Consider the following 20965-nt stretch of genomic DNA (forward strand, 5'->3'; position numbering starts at 1 on the left):
TCAGAAGGTGAAGCCGAGGCGGAAATGAAGGCGGAACTTCTTCGTGTCCACGCCGTAGGCAAGGTCGGCCTGCACCGGCCCCACCGGACTGCGCCAGCGCGCGCCCACGCCCACGCCGACCTTCGGCTTGAGTTCGCCGGGCTTGTCGGCCACGGCACCGGCATCGACGAAGACGGTGCTTTCCCACTCCGTGAGCTTGTCGTTGTAGACGAAGGGCCGCTGCCATTCGAGGCTCATCACGCCGAGGTAGCGGCCCGCCACGATTTGCCCATCGCTGCGCACGGTGCCGATCTGGCGGTAGCTGTAGCCGCGCACCGTGGTGTCGCCGCCGGTCAGGAACATCAGCGTGGACGGGATCTGCGCGCTTTCCTTGGCGGACACTGCGCCGGCTTCGGCGCGCAGCTGGAGCCGGCTGCGGCGCGCCAGCGTGGCGGCGTCGCGGCCGTTCGCGAAGCCCAGCGGCAGCACGCCCAGCCAGCGCGCATAGGTGCGCGTGAAAGGCACTTGTTCGCCGGTCAGCGTGTAGCCCGCGGCGAGCTCGAGCGCCAGGCCGTAGCCGCGCGTGGGCGCGGCGTTGTCGTCGAAGTAGCGGCCGGTCCAGCCCCAGTTGGCGGTCACGGCGGAGGCCGAGGGCGGGGCGTTGGTGCCGCGGTTCTGGGCGTAGTCGTACTGCAGGAAGTAGCTGCGGTCGATGTGGCCGCTCGACTTGTTGCGTCCGCTGCGCAGGCGGCCGCTGTCGACCACATAGCTGCCGGAGGTTTCGCTCTTGAGCCCGGCGCCCGCGAACCATCGCCATCCGGTGTCGTCGGGAATGGCGTTCCACTCGGTCCCGAGCGACTTGATATCGCGGTCGACCGACAGGCGAGACACGGCGCGCCAGCCGAGCAGCGGCAGCCGGTTGTGGATGTGGTCGACCGACAGGCGCGGGCCGTTGTCGGTGGTGAAGCCGGCGCCCAGCACCACCTTCTGCATGGGGGCTTCGCGCAACTGCGCGATCACGGGGGCCGCCAGCGGCGTGCCGCTTTCGGTGTCGAGCGTGAGGAACACCGAGTCGTAGTAGCCGCTGCTGGCCAGGCGCTGCTGGGCGTCGAGCAGCTTCTGCTGGTCGTAGTCGGTGCCGGTGGGAAGCTGCGCAATGCGGCGTGCGCCGTCGGCGTCGTAGCGCTCGACGCCGCGCAGCACGAGCGGGCCGAAGCGGTAGGCCGGGCCCGATTGGTAAGTGGCGCTGAGCCGCACCTCCTGCCGGTCGGCATCGACCTCGGCGCGGCTCACCTCGATGCTGCCGGTGGGAAAGCGCTTGGCGGTGAGGCTGCGCAAGGCGGTGTTCTTGGCGTTGTCCCAGCCCTGCTGCGTGAAGGGCTGGCCCGCCCGCAGCGCCCAGGCGGTGCGGATCGAGTCACGCTGGGCTTCGGCGGTGGGGTCGCTGGCAATCTGGCCGCCGTAGCTGATCTGCACGGTGCTCACGCGGGTGAGTTCGCCGGGCGCCACGGTAATGACGATCTCGCGCGGGGCTTTGGTGCTGGCCGGCGTTTCGTTGAGCTCGAGCGTCAGCGTGGGCGTGAAATAGCCCAGGGTGCCGAGCAATTCGCGGGCATTGCTTTCGGCCGCCACCATGAGCCGCGAGATCTCTGTGGCGCCCAGGTCGTCGAGCGTGCGGTAGCGCTGGATGTCCAGATGCAGCGCGAGATATTCGCGCACGGCGTCGGGCCCGCGGACATCGACGGTGAAGGCATCGCGCCGGTCGCGCTTTTCGCCTTCCTTGGCGCTTTCGTCAGCGGCCGCACCTGCGGTCTCGCCGCTGCGCACCAGCACCGGGGAGGGTGTGTCCTTGGCTGCTTCTTTTTTGGGCAGCAGGCTGCATCCCTGCAAAAGCAGGACGCCGCAAAAAAGCAAAGCCGGCAACCATGCCGGCGCAAAGACTGGAACCACCCTGAACATGGGCGGATTTTGACAGCAAGGCGCGGCGGCTCCGGAAGCATCCGGAAACAGGTCTGCCCGACCCACGCCGGTTTACTTCGAAAGCATTCGCATCGCTTCTTCGAGGCCCCGCAGCGTGAGCGGGTACATGCGGTTGGACATGAGCTGCTGCATCACCGCGATGCTCTGGCGGTATTGCCACACGCCCTGCGGCTCGGGGTTGATCCAGGCGAACTTGGGGAAGGTGTGCGTCAGGCGCTGGATCCACTCTGCGCCGGCTTCCTCGTTGTTGTATTCGACGCTGCCGCCGGGCTGGAGGATTTCATACGGGCTCATGGTCGCGTCGCCGACGAAGATGAGCTTGTAGTCCTTGTTGTACTTGCGCAGGATGTCCCAGGTCGCGAACTTCTCGGAGAAACGGCGCTTGTTGTTCTTCCACATGAAGTCGTACACGCAGTTGTGGAAGTAGTAGAACTCCAGGTGCTTGAACTCGGTCTTCACCGCCGAGAACAGCTCTTCCACGCGCTGGATGTGCTCGTCCATGGTGCCGCCCACGTCCATCAGCAGCAGCACCTTCACGTTGTTGTGGCGCTCGGGCCGCATCTTGATGTCGAGGTAGCCGGCATTGGCCGCGGTCGAGTGGATGGTGTCGTCCAGGTCCAGCTCTTCGTCGTGGCCTTCGCGCGCAAACTTGCGCAGGCGCCGCAGCGCCACCTTGATGTTGCGCGTGCCGAGTTCCTGGCTGTCGTCGTAGTCCTTGTAGGCGCGCTGGTCCCACACCTTCACGGCGCTCTTGTTCTTGCCCGCGCCGCCGATGCGAACGCCCTGCGGGTTGTAGCCGCCGTGGCCGAAGGGCGAAGTGCCGCCGGTGCCGATCCACTTGCTGCCGCCCTCGTGGCGTTCCTTCTGCTCTTCGAAGCGCTTCTTGAGCGTTTCCATGAGCTCGTCCCAGCCCATCTTCTCGATCTTGGCTTTTTCTTCGGCGGTGAACTCGCGCTCCAGCGTCTTGCGCAGCCAGTCGAGCGGCACTTCCTTGGTGAAGTCGGCCAGCATTTCCACGCCCTTGAAATAGGCGGCAAAGGCGCGGTCGAACTTGTCGTAGTGCTTCTCGTCCTTGACCAGCGTGGTGCGCGAAAGGTAGTAGAAGTCGTCCAGGCCAAAGGCGCCGTCGGAGTTGGGCCCCACCACGTCGGCCTGCAGCGCCTCGAGCAGCGTGAGGTATTCCTTGACCGACACCGGCAGCTTGGCCGAGCGCAGCGTGTAGAAGAAATCGATCAGCATGGCGGGCTTTTCCTTGAACTTCGTTCAGCTTCGCGGCTTGTCGAGCAGGTAGAGCAACTGCGCCTTCACTTCGGGCCACTCGCCCGAGCGCAGGCTGTACATCACCGTGTCACGAATGGTGCCGTCGCGGCGCATGGCATGGCCGCGAATCACGCCGTCTTTCTTGGCGCCGAGCCGCTCGATGGCCTGCTGCGAAGCGAAGTTGAAATTGTCGGTGCGCCAGCCCACCACGTTGCAGCCGAGGGTATCGAAGGCATGCGTCAGCATGAGCAGCTTGCAGGTAGTGTTGACGTGCGTGCGCTGGCAGCGCCTGGCGTACCAGGTGTAGCCGATTTCCACGCGCTTCACGCCCGGAAGGATGTCGTGAAAGCTGGTGCTGCCGAGCACCGTGCCGGTTTCGGCTTCGGTCACGGCAAACGCAAAGCGGTGGCCGGCTTCGCGCCCCTGCAATGCGGTTTCGATGTAGGCGCGGGTTTCGTGCGGTTCGGGCACGGAGGTGACGCGCAGCTTCCAGAGCTCGCCGTCGGCGGCCGCGGCGCGCAGGCCTTCTTCGTGGTCGAGCGACAGTGGCACCAGCGCGATGTCGCGGGCCTTCAGCGTGACAGGTTCGACAAACGCCATCTCACACACCCCTGAGTTTCAGCTTCTCGGATTGCCGTATTTGCGCACATACCAGGCGCGTGCGATCTGCACCCCGCCGCCGCCGCCCAGGCCGATCAGCAGGATGCCGAAGATCTCCTTGTTGCCGTAGCCGCCGGGGCCGAAGGCATCGAGGCCCAGCAGCAGCCCGACCCACCGGCCGAGCAGCGCACCGATGACGAACAGCACCGCCTGGGCCACGCCCAGCTTGAGCAGCTGGCCCGTGGGATGCGGCCGTGGCGATTCGCTCATCGGTTGTTGCGCTGCATGAAGACGAGCTTTTCGAACAGCGTCACGTCCTGTTCGTTCTTGAGCAGCGCACCCACCAGCGGCGGCACGGCAACCTTGTCGTCCTTGCTCTGCAGGGCTTCGAGCGGAATGTCTTCGGCCACCAGCAGCTTGAGCCAGTCGAGCAGTTCCGAGGTGGACGGCTTCTTCTTCAGGCCCGGCAGGTTGCGCACGTCGTAGAAGGTCTTCATGGCGGCCGTGAGCAGCTCTTGCTTCAGGCCCGGGAAGTGCACGGCCACGATGTGCTTCATCGTCTCGGCGTCGGGGAACTTGATGTAGTGGAAAAAGCAGCGGCGCAGGAAGGCGTCGGGCAGCTCCTTCTCGTTGTTGGAGGTGATGAACACCACCGGCCGGTGCTTGGCGCGGATGAGCTCGCGCGTCTCGTAGCAGTAGAACTCCATGCGGTCGATTTCGCGCAGCAGGTCGTTCGGGAATTCGATGTCGGCCTTGTCGATCTCGTCGATGAGCAATGCCACCGGCTGGTCGGCCGTGAAGGCCTGCCAGAGCACGCCCTTGACGATGTAGTTCTGGATGTCCTTGACGCGCTCGCCGCCGTCCACGTCTTTGAGCTGCGAGTCGCGCAGGCGGCTCACGGCGTCGTATTCATACAGGCCCTGCTGCGCCTTGGTGGTCGACTTGATGTGCCACTGCAAGAGCGGCAGGCCGAGCGCCTCGGCCACTTCCTCCGCCAGCATGGTCTTGCCCGTGCCGGGTTCGCCCTTGACGAGCAGCGGGCGCTTGAGCGTGATGGCGGCATTGACTGCCAGCATCAGGTCCTGAGTGGCGACGTAGTTGTCTGAGCCCTTGAATTTCATGAGTGGAACGCAAGCAGGTGGAGAAGGCGGGTGGAGAAAAGAACACACTCGATTCGCTTTGCGCAGCCTTTGGGAGGCCGGCAGGGGTTCCCGGAGGACCCTTGCATATAATCGAATGTTGATTCGAAAAACTGTATCTCCACGAGATTGTGCGCGCAAAATGAACAAGTTGTTGACCACGATGTTTGCCTTCGCTGTCGCTTGCGTGACGGTCTCGGCGCAAGCCCAGCAAGTCACGGGCAATGCCCAGGAGGGCGCCAAGAAGGTCGCCATGTGCGTGGGCTGCCACGGCATCATCGGCTACCAGGCCAGCTTTCCGGAGATCCACAAGGTGCCGATGATTGCCGGCCAGAGCGCCAGCTACATCGCCGCCGCCCTCACCGCCTACAAGGGCGGCGACCGCAAGCACCCCACCATGCGCGCCATTGCCGATAGCCTGAAAGAGCAGGACATCGCCGACCTGGCCGCCTACTACAGCCAGCTGGGCCTGAAGGAAGGCGACGCACCGCCGGCCGCACTGGCCAAGCCCATGCCGGAGAACGTGCTGGCCCTGGTGTCCCGCGACAAGGACAACAGCTGCACCAAGTGCCACGGCGCCAACTTCAACACGCCGAACGACGGCACGGTGCCCAAGCTGGCCGGCCAGCATGCCGACTACCTCTTCGTGGCCCTCAAGTCGTACCGCGTCAAGAACAACGCGCACCTGGGCCGGTCGAACGCGGTGATGGCCCAGCAGGTCGAGCCCAAGAAGTTCACCAACGCCGAGCTCAAGACGCTCTCCAGCTACATCAGCTCGCTGCCCGGCGAACTTAAGACGGTGCCTGAATCGCGCATCCACCGCGCGCCGCAGTAAGCGCCGCCCTGCCCCATGAAGAAAGCCCGCATCGAGCGGGCTTTCTTGTTTGCGGGGCCGGTTGTGTTCAGACGTCGAAGAACACCGTCTCCTGGGCGCCCTGCATGCGGATGTCGATGCGGTAGCTCACCGCACCGCCTTGCTCCGTGCGCTCTGCAATCAGCGTGTGGCGCCGGTCGGCCGGCACGCTGGCCAGCACGGTGTCTTTCGCGTTCGCCTCGGCCTCGTCGCTGAAGTACACGCGCGTGAACGCATGCAGCAGCAGGCCGCGCATCAGCACGATCACATTGATATGCGGGGCTTCGCCCGGCGTTTCCGCGCCCGGCTTCACGGTGTGGAAGACGAAGCGGTTCTGCGAATCGGTGCCCGTGCCGGTGCGTCCGAAGGCGCGAAAGCCGATTTCGCGCGCCTCGGCCGGGGTTTGCGGATAGCGGCCTTCGCCGTCGGCCTGGCTGATTTCGACCAGCGCGTCGCCGATGGGATTGCCGTCGCCGTCGATCACGCGGCCCTCGAGCCGGATGCGCTCGCCCGCGGCGTTGTCCAGCGCCACGACCGCGTCGAAAGGCTGGTTGAAGTCGTAGCCGTATTGCGTGGCCGTAAGGCCGTAGGCGAAGTAGGGGCCCACCGTCTGGGAGGGGGTCTGGCCGAAGTCGGCTTCCTGTGCGCTCATCAACATGGTGTGTGTGTCCTTCTTGCTCAACGGTTCTCGAACGGCGTTTCGTCGGCGCCGCGCAGCACGATGTCGAACTGGTAGCCCAGTGCGTAGCCTTCCTCGGTGATGTCGAGGCTGAAATCGGCGATCAGCCGGTTGCGGTAGCGCTCGGGCGTGCCGGTGATCATGGGGTCGTACTGCATCAGCGGATCGCCGGGGAAATACATCTGCGTGACCAGGCGGCTCGCAAAGCTCTGGCCGAACAGCGACAGGTGGATGTGCTGCGGACGCCAGGCGTTCGGGTGGTTGCCCCACGGGTAGGCGCCGGGCTTGATGGTGAGAAAGCGATAGCGGCCCTCGCTGTCGGTCAGGCAGCGGCCCGCGCCCAGAAAGTTGGGGTCGAGCGGTGCGTCGTGCTGGTCGACCTTGTGCACGTAGCGGCCCGCGGCATTGGCCTGCCAGAGTTCCACCAGCGTGTTGGCCACCGGGCGGCGGCGCTCGTCCAGTACCTGGCCGGTCAGGATCATGCGTTCGCCCAGCGGCTCGCCGTTCTTGCGCGCGTTGCGGGTCAGGTCGTGGTCGAGCGCGCCGATGCTGTCGTGGCCGTAGACCGGCTGCTGCAGCTCGCCCAGCGAGGCCTTCAGCGGAACCAGGGGCTTTTGCGGGCCGCGCTTCACCGTGGACTTGTAGCCGGGGTAGACGTACGAGGGATGGGCTTCCCAGTCGCGCGGCGTGAGGATGGCGGAGGGCGCCTTGGGTTTGGTGTTGGTGTTGGTGTTGGTCAACATGTCGTTGTCTCCTGTCGTGGGACGAATCGAATCCGGAACCCGCACTTTAGAAGTCCCGTCCAATGATGTAAATTGAAGATTGATTCGTTTTGAATAACCAGCGGTAATTGAAAACCACCACTGACCTCCGCCAGGATTTCGTGCGCAACGTGCAGTTGCGCCACCTGCGCTGCCTCGTTGCGGTGGCGCAGGAGCGTCATCTTGCGCGCGCCGCCGAGCGGCTTTCGCTGAGCCAGCCGGCGGTCTCCAAGACGCTCTCCGAACTCGAAGCCATCGTCGGGGCGCGCCTGGTCGAGCGCAGCAAGGCCGGCCGCCGCGGCGTGCAGGGGCTCGCACCGGCCGGCGAGCAATTGCTGGCCCATGCCCTGCGCGTGCTCGAGGCGCTCGACGCCAGCGCGCAGGCCGTGGCGCCGGTTTCTGGCGAGCGCGTCGAGCGGCTGCGCATCGGCGCGCTGCCGAGCGTGGCGCCGGCCCTGCTGCCGGTGGCGCTCGCGCGTTTTCGCGAGCGCTGGCCGGCGGTGCAGATCGTCGTCAAGAGCGCGGCCAACCCGGTGCTGCTCGACGAACTGCGCGCCGGCGAACTCGACCTGGTGGTCGGCCGCATGAGCGACCCGCGGCTGATGGGCGGGCTCAGCTTCGAGCTTCTTTACACCGAGCCGCTGGTATTTGCCGTTCGCACGGGCCATCCGCTCGCGGTTCGGTCCGCCCGCGCGGTGTCGGTGCAGGCGGTGCTGGACTATCCGCTCGTGGTGTACGGCGAGGGCACGATCCCGCGCCACAACACCGAAAGCTTCTTGTCGGCGCGCGGCCTGGCGCTGCCCGCCAATGCGCTGCAGACGCTCGACGTGGCGGTGGCGCGCGGCCTGCTGGCGGTTTCCGACGCGGTGTGGATCACGCCGCTGGGTGCCGCGCGCGGTGAGCTGGCCGACGAGCGCCTCGTCAGGCTGCGCATCGAAACCGCCGGCACCGACGAGCCTGTGGGCCTGTTGCTGCGCAGCGAGGCCGAGCCTTCGGCCGTGCGCGGCGCCATGGCCGCGCTGCTGCGCGAGGCGGCGAAGCAGCAGGGGGCGCTTCCAGCCCGAAAGGCCGGCTAATCCTTGGTTGCACGGCGCTGCACGCAGGCCACGTAGCCGTCGCCATCCGGTGGCCGGCCGGCGCGCTGGCTCTCCCACATCATTTGCCCGAGGCACTCCATGGCGTCGTGATGCGCATCGAGCAGCGAGCCGCGTCGCGCGGCCAGCAGCTCCACGGCCTGGCGGATTCCGCGCGGCTGGTCGATCGAACATTGCTCGCTGATCGAAAGATGCATCGACAGATGCAGGAACGGATTCTCGCGGCCGTTCGATCCGTCGTACACGCGCGCGACGGCCGCATCGGCATCGGCCAGGTCCTCGTGATATTCGGGGTGCGCGTCGATCCATCCCGCCGCAATCGTCTCGAGTGCTTCCATCGGCAAGCCTTGCCGGTGCTTCGCATACACGTCGCAGAAGAAGCGGCGCACGTCTTCCTGGGAGGGGTTGAACATATCTGTATGAGGGACCGAAAAAGAGAAGAAGGAAGAGGGAGAAATCCGCGTTGGACGGGCTCTGGACGCGTCCGATGTTCCGGTAGCACGACGTTACATCGTTACGTAACGAATGGCCAAAAGACCCTCGCGAAGGCTGTTTCGATCGGACGCCTTGACCCGGAAATTAAAAAAATACCCATGTAAATCAAAGACTTGCATCATTTGTAATGCGGCGGCCAACAACTGTTAACGATTTGGCACGCCTGTTGCCCCTGTACATGCATCTTTTGTCACAGAGGCCCGCCATGAACGCAACACCCGCATCGACCAATTCGACCGAAGGACTCGCCGCCAGTAGCGTGGCTCCCGTGGTCATCGCCCAAGCCACCAGCATGCCGCTCGGCGCCCCCGCCGCGGCCAGCTCGATGGCGCCCGCCGCTACCGCGGCACCTGCCGGCATTGGCACATTGTCCAATGCTACGCCGGGTGTCGCGGTGATGCGCGAGGGCGTCCGCATTCCGGTCGAAGGCAACCAGACATTGATGGCGGGCGACCGCGTGATCGTTCCCGAAGGCGGCCAGGCCAACGTCCTGTTTCCCGGCTCGGCCACCAACAAGGCGCCGCTGGCCGGCGTCTTCACCGGCGGTACCGACGCCACGATCGGCTCGACCAAGCTGCCCGGCGGCCTCGAACAAGTGAATGTCGACGTCGCCTCGGGCGACCTGCAAGTAACTCCCCCCGACAGCGATGCCGATGCGGCCGCGCTTGCCGTGACCAAGAAGGTCGCTGCCGGCGGCGGCCTCGGACTCGGCGAATTCGCGCTCGGCGCACTGGGTGCCGCCGGGCTGGGTGCCGCGCTGGGCGGTGGCGGCGGCGGCGACGGTGGAACGGTTCCGTTCCTCGTCGGCGGCGGCGGTGAGACAGATGCGGATGCCGACGCCGACGCCGACGCCGACGCGGATGCCGATGCTGACGGTGATGCCGATGCAGATGCCGACGCCGACGCCGATGCCGATGCAGATGCAGATGCAGATGCAGATGCCGACGCCGACGCCGACGCCGACGCGGATGCCGATGCCGATGCCGATGCCGATGCCGATGCCGATGCCGATGCCGATGCCGATGCTGACGCTGACGCAGATGCCGACGCAGACGCAGACGCAGATGCAGATGCAGATGCCGATGCAGATGCAGATGCCGATGCTGACGCTGACGCTGACGCTGACGCTGACGCGGATGCCGACGCCGACGCCGACGCCGACGCTGACGCGGATGCCGACGCCGACGCCGACGCCGACGCTGACGCGGATGCCGACGCCGACGCCGACGCCGACGCCGACGCGGATGCGGATGCCGACGCCGACTCCGATGCCGACGGCAATGGCCTCCTCAACCCGGGCGACAACCTCCTCGGAGGCGTAGTCGGCTCGACGGACGACAACCTGGGCCTCGGTGGCTCACTCACGCCAGTACCGGGTGTGATCGACAGCACCACTGATCTGGTCGATGACCTGGTATCCCCGGTCCTCGGCGAAAACTTCACGCGCAACGATCCGAACCAGTTGGACCCGGTCGATGATTTCGCAGAAACCGTTGTCGACGGCGTGGGTGGCGTGGCAAGTCCCGTCGTCGACGCTCTTTTGGGTGAAGGCGCCACCGGTGCGCTGGTCGGGCAGGTCGACCACCTCACAGACGCACTCCAGAATGGGCTCGACAACCTCGTGGGCGAAAACGGCATCCTCAGCGGTGCAACCTCGGCCGTGGGCCTGGACGGCGTTCTTGAAGACCTGGTCGGCGACGGCGGCGCGCTCGGCAATGTGGTCGAAGGCGTGCTTGGCGACGGCAGCCTGGTCACTACGCTGATGAGCGAAGACGGCCTGGTAGGCGGCCTTCTCGCGGAAGACGGTGCTCTGGGCAACCTCATCGGAGAAGACAGCGCCGTCGGCGGCCTGTTGAACAACGTGCTGAGCGAAGACGGCCTTGCAGGCGGCCTGCTCGGCGATGACGGCTTGCTGGGCGGCGTGCTCGGCGGACCGCTGGGCGATGACGGCCTGCTGGGTGGTGTGCTCGGCGGCGACGGCCTGGTGGGCGGCCTGCTGGGAGACGGCCTGGTGGGTGGCTTGCTCGGCGGAGAGGGCACCTTGGCCGGCCTGCTGGGCAGCGAAGGTCTGACCGGAGGCTTGCTGGGTCAGGAAGGTGTGGTCGACAACCTGCTCGGCGCGAACGGCGTGGTCGGCGGCCTGATCGAAGACGGTCCGCTCGGCGGGCTGCTGGGTGGCGAAGACGGCCTGCTCGGTGGTTTGACCGATGGCTTGTTGGGCGATGACGGCCTGTTGGGCGGTGTTCTTGGCAACGAAGGCTTGGTGGGCGGCCTGCTCGGCGACGACGGCCTGTTGGGTGGTACCGGCCCGCTGGGCAGCATCCTGGCTGACGACGGACTTCTGGGCGGCGTGCTCGGTGACGAAGGCGTCGTCGGCGGCCTGCTGGGTGACGATGGCCTGCTGGGCGGCGTGCTCGGCGGAGACGGCCTGCTTGGCGGCTTGTTGGGCGAAGAAGGCATCGTGGGCGGCCTTCTGAGTGACGACGGTGTCGTGGGTGGCCTGCTTGGAGGGGACCTGCTCGGTGGCGACCTCCTTGGCGGCGATCTTCTCGGCGGTGACCTGCTGGGTGGCGTGCTGGGTGAAGACGGCTTGGTCGGGAACCTGCTCGGTGGTGACCTCCTTGGCGGCGATCTTCTCGGCGGTGACCTGTTGGGCGGCGTGCTGGGTGAAGACGGCCTGGTCGGCAACCTGCTCGGTGGCGACCTCCTTGGCGGCGACCTTCTCGGCGGTGACCTGCTGGGCGGCGTGCTGGGCGAAGACGGCCTGGTCGGGAACCTGCTCGGTGGCGACCTCCTTGGTGGCGATCTGCTGGGTGGCGACCTCTTGGGCGGTGATCTTCTCGGCGGCGTGGTCGGTGACGACGGGCTTGTCGGCAGCCTGCTCGGCAACAGCGGTCTGCTTGGCGGCGTGCTGGGCGACAGCAGCCCGGTCGCGAACATCCTCGACCCGGTGCTCGACACGGCAAGCACCGCCGGCGAAACGCTGGAGCCCGTGGTCGCCGCAGTGTCCGAAGTGGCTGAACCCGTGACCGACATCCTGGCCGGTACGGCCCCGACGCTCGCGCCGGTGGTCGAAACGGTGGCCGGCCTGGTGGACACCGTGGAGCAATCCGCTCCGATCGTGACCGACGTGGTGACCCCGATCACCAGCCTGGTCGATCAAACAGCCGGCGCCGGCAGCGTTCTGACTCCGGTCACGAACATCCTGCACGGCTTGCTGGGCTAACGAACAAGGGCAGCAGCAGGAGAAGAAAAACAAAAGCAAGGGGCAGGCCTCGCCGGCCTGCCCCGCGCGAAAGGACTCAACATGAAAAACACTTCCCGGATACTGGCCGTCGTCGCACTGGGGGCAAGCCTTGCCGCCTGCGGAACAGGACCCAAGAGCGGACGCGAAGACGCGACGTACTACTACTCGAACAAGGCCACCCCGGTGGCCAAGGTGGAGCCGCCTCCGCCGGTGCAGAGCAGCCCGGTCGCGACGAAGATCGTGTACTTCGATTTCGACAAGTACGACGTCAAGCCGCAGTACCGCAACGTCGTGGAAGCGCATGCGGGCTTTCTCAGGAACAGCCCCTCCAGCAAAGTGATGATCGAGGGCCACACCGACTCGCGCGGCGGCCGCGAATACAACCTTGCGCTGGCCCAGCGCCGCGCCGAATCCGTGCAACGCGCGCTCATGCAGCTCGGCGTGCCGGCCGAGCGCATCGAGGCCGTCAGCTGGGGCATGGAAAAACCGGCATCCCCTGAAACCACCGAGGAGGGCTATCAGCTCAATCGCAGAGCCGAATTCAGCGACCGCTGAAATCCGGAGAACCGCGATGCCTTCGAGGGGAGACCCCGGTCCGCTGCGTCAAAAAAGCGAGAGCACATGACGGGCGCGATCGGTCTCCCGTATTCGATCGGGGCCGAATGATGTCCTTCTCCGACCAGCTCCACGCCTGCCACGAGCGCCTGGTCTCGGTGTGCGCGGCGCTGCCGGCGCCTTATCCGGCGTTTACGCTTTTCTTCTCGGTCAGCGACGGATCGCAGCGCGCACACGTGGTGCATACGCGCGCGGCCGAATTCGAAGCCGCGTGGCGCGAAGGCGCCGAAATCGTGGCGCGCCGGGTGCACGAACACGGCATCGTCTCGCCCTGGCTGCGCATCGATTGGGTCGAGGGCGCGAGCCCCATCGACTGGGCGCAGTTCAAGGCCCAGCTCGCCGCCGTCAAGCGCAACTACTTCCGTCTCGGCCTGGCCTTCGACAAGGACTTCGAGACCGCATTCACCGAGCAGGAGCTCAACGCCAACGCGATGCTGTATGGCGATTCGACCGTTGCGCATGCGGTGGTGAATACACGCAACTTCGAGATCTACGGCCAGGCGCGCTTCGCCCGCGCGCTCACGTTCGAGCTGCCGTCCGACCGGCCGGTTTATCTGCTCGCGACGGTGGGCGTTTTCTGCCAGCCCGACTGTGTCGTGCACAAGCTCGTGGGAACGGGGCTCGACGCCGGGCGGCGCCAGGCGCCCGCGCTCAATCCGCAGTCCGTGCTCGACCTCGTGCGCAGCGGCTCGTCTTATCTCGCGCGCCAGGTTCAGGGCGACGGGCTGTTCGCCTACGGCCACTTTCCGTGCTTCGACCGCCGCATTCCGACCTACGATTCGACCCGCCACGCGAGCGTGCTCCACGCCATGATCGAGGCATGGGAGCTCACGCCGGGCGACACGCTGCGTTCGGCCATCGATCGCGCGCTCGACCATCTTGCAAACGTCTTCATACGGGACTGCAGGCTCGCCGACGGCAGCGAAGTCGCCTTCCTTGTCGATGCCGACGAAGAGATCAAGCTGAGCGGCAATGCGGCCTGCGTGCTCGCACTGGTGAAGTACTGCGAAGCAACGGATACACGCGAATGGCTGCCGCTGCTCGAAAAGCTGGCGCTGGGCATCGTGTCGATGCAGGACGTCGCCACGGGCCGTTTCAACCACGTGCTGCATGCCGCCGACCTGTGTGTGAAGCAGGTCTCGCGCGCCATTTACTACGACGGCGAAGCGGTCTTCGGACTCATGCGCCTGTATGGCCTCACGCGAGATGCGCGATGGCTCGCCGCGGTCGAGAAGGCCTTCGAGCATTTCATTGCAAGCCAGCACTGGCAGGCGCACGACCATGGGTTGAGCTGCTGCGTCAACGAGCTCACGCGCTGGAACCCGCAGGAAAAGTACTTTCGCTTCGGGCTGCAGAACGTGGCCGGCTACCTGGACTTCGTGCTCGACCGCAAGACCACGTTTCCGACGCTGCTCGAGCTCATGCTTGCCGCGCAGCAAATGCTCCAGCGGCTCGAAGGCATGCCCGCGATGCGGCACCTGCTCGACGAGCTCGACACCGAAAAGTTCTACCGCGCGCTCGAGTACCGCGCCCACTACCTGCTCAATGGCTTCTTCTGGCCCGAGATGGCGATGTACTTCCGGCGGCCGTCCTCCGTCGCCGGTTCTTTCTTCATCCGGCATCACGCATTCCGCGTGCGCGTCGACGACGTGGCGCAGTACGTGTCGGGCTTTGTGGCCTATCACCGCTACCTGCTGGAGCGCAGGGCCGTGCCCGGTGCCGGCAGCAGCCATATGAGGGACGACGGCGCCCCCTGGACCGCGAGCGACATGGCCCGCGTGACCGGCGGCGAATGGGTCGTGAGGCCGGAAGACGGCTGGCGCGCCACCGGCGTGACGCAGCGCTCCTTTCTGCGCAAGGGCCGCGTGGTGTTCGAGCACCAGGCACGCCCTTCGAAGACAGCGCTGGCCGCCGTTGCGCTCAAAGGCGTTTTGCAGCCGGCGGCCGCCGTGCTGTGCACCGACCCCGCACCGCACCTCGACAAGCGCGTGCCCGTGCTTCAGGTGCCGAATGTGCTGCAGGCGGTGCTGGAACTGGGCATGCATGCGCGCACCGAGTTCGGCGGGCGTGTGTGCGGCGTGCTGGGCAGCGGCACCGGCAGCAGCACCGTGGCCGCGATGCTCGCCGATGCATTGGCCGTCTGGGGTGAGGTGGGCCGGCCCGAAGGCAACGTCAGCCTGCCTTCCGGCATTGCGTGGAACCTGACCTGCATGCCGCGGCAGGCGGCCTACTGGGTGCTGGAAATGGGCTCGCCGCACATGCTGGCTTCGGCGCAGTTGGTGCGGCCGATGCTGGCCGTGGTGACGGGGCTTTCGGCCGCTTCGCAGAAACACCGCGGCCCGTCCGAAGCGGCCGCGCGCCTGGACAGCCGAGTCTTCGAAGGCATGGCGCCCGGCGACAGCGCTGTGCTGAACCGCGATATTTCCGAGTTCGCGACCTTCGCCGAAGCCGCCATGGCGCACCAGCTCCAGATCGTGACCTATGGCGAGCACAAGGACGCCGATGTGCGGTTGCTCGCGTTCGATCACGGCGAAGTGCAGGCATTGGTACTCGGCGAACCGTTTCAGCTTCGGCTCAACGCACCGGGCCGCCACATGGGCGCGAGCGCCGTGGCCGCGCTCGCGGCATTGCAGGCCATGCGCCTGAAGCTGGCCGCCGCGGTGGAGCCCTTCGCGCACTTCGAGCCGCCGGGCGGACGCGGTGCGCTGCACACCATTCACATCGGCGGCGGCAGCTTCAAGCTGATCGACGAAACCTACGACGCCAACCCGAGTTCGATGCGCGCCGCGCTCGAACTGCTGTCGCAGGCGCCCTGCGAGCCGGCCCGGCGCGTGGCGATCCTCGGCGACATGCAGGAGCTCGGCCCCGCCGCGCAGCGGCATCACCTCGACCTGGAGCCCGAGCTGCTCGCATCGCAGCCCGACCGCGTGCTGCTGTGCGGCCCGCTCATGCGGGCGCTGCATGCACGCATCCGCACCAAGGTCAGGTCGCACTGGTTCGTCGATGTGTCCGATTTGTCGACTGCGCTCGGCGGCCTGCTGCAGCCGGGCGACTGGGTGTTGGCCAAGAGTTCCGCAGGCGTCGGCCTGTCCCGGCTGGCCCGGGTTTTGAAAGCGCTGCCATGAAATTCAACGCGTACCTGTCCTTGCCCCTTCAACGCTATCCAGCAAAGGCGGCGGCGCCCGCCCGCCGCTGGTGGCTTGGCTGGCTGCAGCTGCTCGGCGCGTGGCTTCTTTGCATGTTGCTGTGCGCAAACATCGCGCTGGTGCTGGCCGAGGGGTTGCCCACGGATGACGCTCGTTCGGGGGCCAGAAAACCCACGCGCTGTGTGGTCGCCGAAGGCATCCTGAAGCCTGTCGCAGCCCGCGACGGAACGACACTCCAAGAGTCCGCGCCAGCGTCGCGATGCAGCGGTGTGTAAGGGTAGATTTTGCTTGTAACAGCGGGGTAACAGTTGATAATCATCGAGGCGTCACTGCCCGACGGATCGGCCATTTCCCATGATCAAGTTTCTCTTGCCCAGCCAGCTGGTTGCCGATGTGCCCGAAGAGCCGGGCGCGAGTCCGTATGCAGGTGCGCTGAGCAAGGCCTTTCGCGACGCATACCCGCTGGTCAAGAGCGCGGCCTGGCGCTCGCTGCCCATCAGCCTCTTCGGCTTGCTGCCGTCGATCTTCCTGCTTCAGGTGTATGACCGCGTGCTGTCGCGCAGCGGCATTTCGACGCTGGCTGCGCTGGTGAGCGGCATCCTCTTTTTCCTGTGCATCGAGTTCTGGATGCGTACGCGGCGTTCGCGCCTGCTGCGCAATGCGGGCGCCATCATCGACCACGGGGTGTCGGGTGCACTGCTCGATTCGATGCTGAACCGGCCGCTGCGCGCACTCGAAGCGCGCCCGGCCTCGATCTGGCACCAGTTCTTTCGCGACGTGGCGTCGGTGCGCGGCACCGTCACAGGCGGGCTGGCGCAATCGATCTTCGACTTGCCGATGGCGATCTTCGCGCTGGTGGTGATCGGCATCGTCGCCTTGCCGGTGTTGCCTGTGGTGGTTCTGTTCCTCGGCGTCATGGCCTTCCTGGCCTGGTGGTGGGCCGACGAGGTGCGTACCGGCCGGGTCGAGGAAGTGCAGCGCGGCCGCGGGCTCGACCGCATGACCTCGGAAATCTGCAATGCGCGCGAAACGCTCAAGACGCAGTCGAATGACGGCCCCACCGTCGAGATGTGGCGCCAGACCTACAACGCCTGGCTGAGCGAGAGCTTCAGCAAGAACGGCCAGATCGAGTCCGCGCGCGACGGCACCACCGTGTTGTTGACGGTCTTCTCGGTCATCGTGGTGACGGTGGGCGCGGTATCGGTCATGGAGCAGTGGATGACGATCGGCGGCCTGGTCGCATCGAACATGCTGGCCCTCAAGGCGCTGCAGCCGGTCGCCGGCCTGGTATCGAGCTGGCGTTCGCTGGCCGCCGCCAAAGAGGCCGCAAAGCGGCTCGAGAAAGTGCTCGCCGAGCCGGTCGAAAAGCCGCCGAGCGGCATGACGCTGCCGCAGCCGCTGGGCCGCGTGACGCTCAAGGACGTGAGCTTCAGCTTCACGCAAGACGCGCAGAAGCCGGTGCTCGAAAACGTCGATCTCGACATCGGGCCGGGCGGCCTGCATGTGATCGTCGGGCGCAACGGCGCCGGCAAGTCGACGCTGGTCAAGCTGCTTTCGGGCCTGTACACGCCCACGCGCGGCGTCATCAGCATCGGCGAGTACGACCTTTCGCAGTTCGGCCGCGAAGAGCTCTCGCGCTGGATCAGCTATCTCTCGCAAGAGGTGTACTGGTTCGGCGGTCCGCTCATCGACACCATGCGCCGCACGGCCCCGGGGCAGAGCGACGAGCAGGTGGTGGCGGCCTGCAAGCTCTCGGGCGCGCACGACTTCATCTCGAAGCTGCCCGACGGCTACCGCACCGTGGTCGGCGAAGGCGGCACCGGCTTTTCGGTGGGCGAGCGGCGCAAGCTCGCGCTGGCCATGAGCTTCCTGCGCAAGCCCTCGGTGCTGGTGCTCGACGAGCCGAGCAACGACCTCGACTTCCAGAGCGAACGCACGCTGCTCGCCACATTGCTCGCGGTGGCCAAGGTGCGCACCGTGGTGGTGGTGACGCATTCGCTGCGCATCGTCTCGGCGGCCACGGTGGTCTACCACGTCACGGGGCAGGGCAATGTCGAACAGGGAACGGCCGCCGTGATGGTGCCGAAGCTTTTCGGGGTCAAGAAAGCGCTGGTGGCCCTGACCGATTCCACGGCGGCAGACGACGATGCCGGAGCGCATTCGCAGGGCACCGTCGTCGCAAACCGCTCGATGGCTTGAGCCGCGCGATCGAAGAATAATTGGGAGCCGCGATTTGAAATCAGACCTGCCGCAGATACTTCAGGATGAAGAGCACAAGCGCGCGGCGCATGCATCGCCCGAAGGCAGGCGCCGACAGTGGATCATCGGCGGCGTGGTGGCCGTGCTGGCCGTCATCGGCCTGGGCTTTCCGATGGAAACGGTGGTGGTGGCGCCCGGCCGCGTGATTCCGTCGGACCGCGTCAAGTCGATCCAGCATCTGGAAGGCGGCATCGTCAGCAACGTGCTGGTGAAGGAAGGCGACAGGGTCAGGCAGGGCCAGTCGCTGGTCGAGATCGACCTTGGCGGCAGCGGCCTCAACTTCGAGGAACTCACCGCGCGCCATGCAGCCACGCAAGCCACCCGCATCCGGCTCATCGCCGAAAGCCGCGGCAAGCCGCTCAAGCGCGAGAGTTTTGCCGCCGAGATCGACGAGAGCGTGCTCGACGGCGAAACCGGTGCCTATGAAGCACGCGCGCTCGAGCAGCGCGGCGTGATGGCCGGCGCGGTGTCGGGGCTCGAACAGGCGCGCAGCAAAGAGCTCGAACAGCAGGCCAAGGTCAAGGGCCTGAATGACCGCCTGGCGCTGATGCAAAAGGAGCTCGAAATTTCGGAGCAGCTGCTCAGCGAAAAACTGGTCGGGCAGGTCGAGGTGCTCGAAAAGCGCAGGCTGGTAGAGGGTGTGCGAAGCGAGTTGGCCGTGGCACGCCAGGGCGCCATTTCTGCCAGCGCCGCCATTGCCGAGGCACAGGCCAAGATGGCCGAGGCCGAAGGCCGCTTCCGGCGCCGCGCGTCGGACGAGCTGGCCACCGTGGAGCGCCAGTTCGCGAGCCTGAGCGAAGACCTGGCGCGCGCGCGTACCCAGCGCTCGCGCACGATCGTGAAGGCGCCCGCCGACGGCATCGTCAAGGGGCTGCGCAGCGCCAGTCCGGGTTGGGTCATCAAGCCCGGTGAGGCCATCATGGAAGTGGTGCCCGACAAGGACGAGGTCATGATCGAAGCGCGGCTGAATCCGAACGACCGCGGCTTTGTCGAAGTCGGGCAGGCGGCGCGCGTGAAGATCACCGCCTACGACTACCTGCGCTACGGCGCCATCGACGGCAAGGTCACGTTGGTGGCCGCCGATGCCGACCGCGATCCGGCCATTGCCAACGCGGCGCCGTACTACCGCATCCTGATCGGCACCGGGCAATCCTATGTGGGACACCAGGACAACCGCGTTACCGCCGGCATGGAGTCGGAGGTGGACCTGAAGGTGGGAACCGATCCGTTCATCTGGTACCTCCTTCGTCCTGTGCTCAAGCTGCGGCGCGAAGCCTTCCGCGAACCATGAGGGGCCGTAACTCGATAGGCCGGCGGCGCACGGGCACCGGCGTTCTTTTTTATGCAGCTCTGTGCGCGGGCTTCGCGGTTCCACCGGGCGCCGCCGTGGCGCAGGAGGCGCCGCCGGCGCAACTCGTGCCGGCGCGCCGCCTTTCCACGCCGTCGGTCGGCGCCGCCAGCTATGCCCAGCGCGTGAAGCAGGCACTGGTCGCGCTCTCGCAGGAATACCCCGAGGTGCAGACCGCGCAGGCGGCCGCCAACACCAGCAGCTACAGCGTGGACGCAGCCAAGAAGGCGCGCTTTCCGCGCTTCAAGATGGGCACCGCGTCCGGCAACTACAACAGCGGCGCGGCCAACGCCAAGACCGAGAACTACACCGTGCTGACCGCCGAGGCGCGCGTGAGCCTGATCGACGGCGGCGCCATGAGTGCCGCGGTGCGAGCGGCCGAGGCCGGCAACCAGGCCGACGACGAGGCGGTCGTCACCACCTCGCAGAAGGTGGTGCTCGATGCGCTGACCGCCTACCTGCAGGTGCAGCGCTTCGACCTGAAGAAGCAGATTGCGCGCAAGTCCACCGAAGTGGTGGCCGAGTTGTCGAAGGCCGAGGCCCGGCGCGTCGCGCTCGGCGCCGCGGGCGAAAACGACCTGAACATGGCGGCTGCGCGTCGCGCCAGCGTGGCCGCACGCGAATCCGACTTTCAGGCGCAGCGCGATGAGGCGGTGGCCAAGTTCAACACCTACTTCAAGTTCACGCCCAACACCGATTCGCTGCCCGTGCTCGCGGCGCCCACGCTCTGGCGCATCGCTTCGCAGGAAGAAGCCTTGCGGCGCGCCGAAGAGCGCAGCACCGAAATCGCCGAAGCCAAGGGCCGCGTTGCGCGGGCACAGGCCCTGGTCGATCAGCAGGAGGCCAGCATCTACCCCACGGTGGACGCGGTGTTCGTCAAGAGCAAGGACCCGCGCGGCGTGTCGCCGCAAGATCCGACGCGCGCGGCTTTTGAATTGAACTGGAACTTCGGCAACGGCTTCGACCGCCAGTTGCGCCTGAAGTCCGCGTTGGCCGAAGTCGGCAACCAGGAAGCCAAGCTCGAAGGCGTGAAGCTCAATCTGCTGGAGCTCACATCAGCCTCGTGGGCTCGTACGGTTTCCGGACGCGAGCGCGAGCGCCAGTTGATGGAAGCCGTCAGCACCTCGGGCCAGGCTTTCCGCGGCCGGCGCCGCCTGATGGAGTTCGGCCGCGAGACCTTGCCCGCCGTGCTCGACGCACAGCTCGACTACTACAACCTGCTGTTCGACTATGTCGACGCCGTGTTCGATCTGCGCATTTCAGAGCTGCGCCTGGCGCGCACCACTGGCGAGCTGCGCATCGACCCCGAAGCCAGCAACGCCTGGGTCGACCGCATCTTCGGCCCGCCGAGCCGGCCGGCCCTGAGCGAGGACGGCCTGCTCACCGCGCTGTGCATCTCGAGCAATGCAAGCTGCGCCAGCGAACCTGTTGTCGATCGCGGCGCTGCCGCGGCTGCGGCGAACCCGCCGCTGCGCCGCACCGCCCGCCTGGCAGAGCGCTGAGCGGCGAA

General features: G+C 66.4%; 17 protein-coding genes. 9 read left to right on the forward strand and 8 right to left on the reverse strand.

Annotated elements, in window-relative coordinates; translation table 11 throughout:
* From ABIC94_RS18845 to ABIC94_RS18865, 5 genes are all read right to left on the reverse strand, one after another.
* Complete coding sequence (locus ABIC94_RS18845; RefSeq protein ID WP_354374517.1) at nucleotides 1–1938, reverse strand: autotransporter assembly complex protein TamA; 1938 nt, start codon at nucleotides 1936–1938, stop codon at nucleotides 1–3.
* Between the two features lie 72 nt (nucleotides 1939–2010).
* Complete coding sequence (locus ABIC94_RS18850) at nucleotides 2011–3198, reverse strand: vWA domain-containing protein (protein WP_354374518.1); 1188 nt, start codon at nucleotides 3196–3198, stop codon at nucleotides 2011–2013.
* 24 nt (nucleotides 3199–3222) lie between these two features.
* On the reverse strand, nucleotides 3223–3819 hold the full coding sequence (locus ABIC94_RS18855; RefSeq protein ID WP_354374519.1) for a GNAT family N-acetyltransferase: 597 nt from the start codon (nucleotides 3817–3819) through the stop codon (nucleotides 3223–3225).
* A gap of 18 nt (nucleotides 3820–3837) precedes the next feature.
* Nucleotides 3838–4089, reverse strand: coding sequence for a hypothetical protein (locus tag ABIC94_RS18860; protein ID WP_337314044.1), 252 nt, complete (start codon nucleotides 4087–4089; stop codon nucleotides 3838–3840).
* A complete protein-coding gene (locus tag ABIC94_RS18865) occupies nucleotides 4086–4940 on the reverse strand; it encodes an AAA family ATPase (RefSeq protein WP_354374520.1) in 855 nt (284 codons plus the stop codon). The genes ABIC94_RS18860 and ABIC94_RS18865 overlap by 4 nt, the downstream gene beginning before the upstream one ends.
* Before the next feature lie 160 nt (nucleotides 4941–5100).
* Between ABIC94_RS18865 and ABIC94_RS18870 the strand changes: the two genes are divergently transcribed.
* Nucleotides 5101–5793, forward strand: coding sequence for a c-type cytochrome (locus tag ABIC94_RS18870; protein ID WP_354374521.1), 693 nt, complete (start codon nucleotides 5101–5103; stop codon nucleotides 5791–5793).
* A 67-nt stretch (nucleotides 5794–5860) separates the two neighbouring features.
* Here the strand turns inward: ABIC94_RS18870 and pcaG are convergent, their stop codons facing one another.
* Entirely contained in the window at nucleotides 5861–6469 is a 609-nt protein-coding gene (gene pcaG / locus ABIC94_RS18875) for a protocatechuate 3,4-dioxygenase subunit alpha (protein ID WP_354374522.1), read from the reverse strand.
* 20 nt (nucleotides 6470–6489) lie between these two features.
* Nucleotides 6490–7233, reverse strand: coding sequence for a protocatechuate 3,4-dioxygenase subunit beta (pcaH, locus tag ABIC94_RS18880; protein WP_354374523.1), 744 nt, complete (start codon nucleotides 7231–7233; stop codon nucleotides 6490–6492).
* A 107-nt stretch (nucleotides 7234–7340) separates the two neighbouring features.
* Between pcaH and ABIC94_RS18885 the strand changes: the two genes are divergently transcribed.
* Nucleotides 7341–8327 carry a LysR substrate-binding domain-containing protein gene (locus ABIC94_RS18885; RefSeq protein WP_354374524.1) on the forward strand — a complete coding sequence of 329 codons (987 nt, stop codon included), beginning with the start codon at nucleotides 7341–7343 and terminating at the stop codon, nucleotides 8325–8327.
* On the opposite strand, the gene ABIC94_RS18890 is transcribed toward ABIC94_RS18885, so the two are convergent.
* Complete coding sequence (locus ABIC94_RS18890; protein WP_354374525.1) at nucleotides 8324–8758, reverse strand: DUF1841 family protein; 435 nt, start codon at nucleotides 8756–8758, stop codon at nucleotides 8324–8326. The genes ABIC94_RS18885 and ABIC94_RS18890 overlap by 4 nt on opposite strands.
* 287 nt (nucleotides 8759–9045) lie before the next feature.
* Here ABIC94_RS18890 and ABIC94_RS18895 point away from each other — a divergent pair, with 287 nt between their 5' ends.
* From ABIC94_RS18895 to ABIC94_RS18925, 7 genes are all read left to right on the forward strand, one after another.
* Nucleotides 9046–12066, forward strand: coding sequence for a hypothetical protein (locus ABIC94_RS18895; RefSeq protein WP_354374526.1), 3021 nt, complete (start codon nucleotides 9046–9048; stop codon nucleotides 12064–12066).
* Nucleotides 12067–12147: 81 nt separating this feature from the next.
* Entirely contained in the window at nucleotides 12148–12642 is a 495-nt protein-coding gene (pal, locus tag ABIC94_RS18900) for a peptidoglycan-associated lipoprotein Pal (protein ID WP_354374527.1), read from the forward strand.
* Nucleotides 12643–12749: 107 nt separating this feature from the next.
* Nucleotides 12750–15827: a glutamate ligase domain-containing protein gene (locus ABIC94_RS18905; protein WP_354374528.1), complete on the forward strand. Its 3078-nt coding sequence runs from the start codon at nucleotides 12750–12752 to the stop codon at nucleotides 15825–15827.
* A complete protein-coding gene (locus tag ABIC94_RS18910; protein ID WP_354374529.1) occupies nucleotides 15824–16123 on the forward strand; it encodes a hypothetical protein in 300 nt (99 codons plus the stop codon). Before ABIC94_RS18905 ends, ABIC94_RS18910 begins: the two co-directional genes overlap by 4 nt.
* 79 nt (nucleotides 16124–16202) lie before the next feature.
* Nucleotides 16203–18047 carry a peptidase domain-containing ABC transporter gene (locus tag ABIC94_RS18915; RefSeq protein WP_354374530.1) on the forward strand — a complete coding sequence of 615 codons (1845 nt, stop codon included), beginning with the start codon at nucleotides 16203–16205 and terminating at the stop codon, nucleotides 18045–18047.
* A gap of 34 nt (nucleotides 18048–18081) precedes the next feature.
* Nucleotides 18082–19398: an HlyD family type I secretion periplasmic adaptor subunit gene (locus ABIC94_RS18920; RefSeq protein ID WP_354374531.1), complete on the forward strand. Its 1317-nt coding sequence runs from the start codon at nucleotides 18082–18084 to the stop codon at nucleotides 19396–19398.
* Nucleotides 19395–20957: a TolC family protein gene (locus tag ABIC94_RS18925; protein WP_354374532.1), complete on the forward strand. Its 1563-nt coding sequence runs from the start codon at nucleotides 19395–19397 to the stop codon at nucleotides 20955–20957. Before ABIC94_RS18920 ends, ABIC94_RS18925 begins: the two co-directional genes overlap by 4 nt.
* The last annotated feature ends 8 nt before the right edge of the window (nucleotides 20958–20965 follow it).

The organism is Variovorax paradoxus (assembly GCF_040544635.1).
Taxonomy (GTDB): Bacteria; Pseudomonadota; Gammaproteobacteria; order Burkholderiales; family Burkholderiaceae_C; genus Variovorax; species Variovorax paradoxus_R.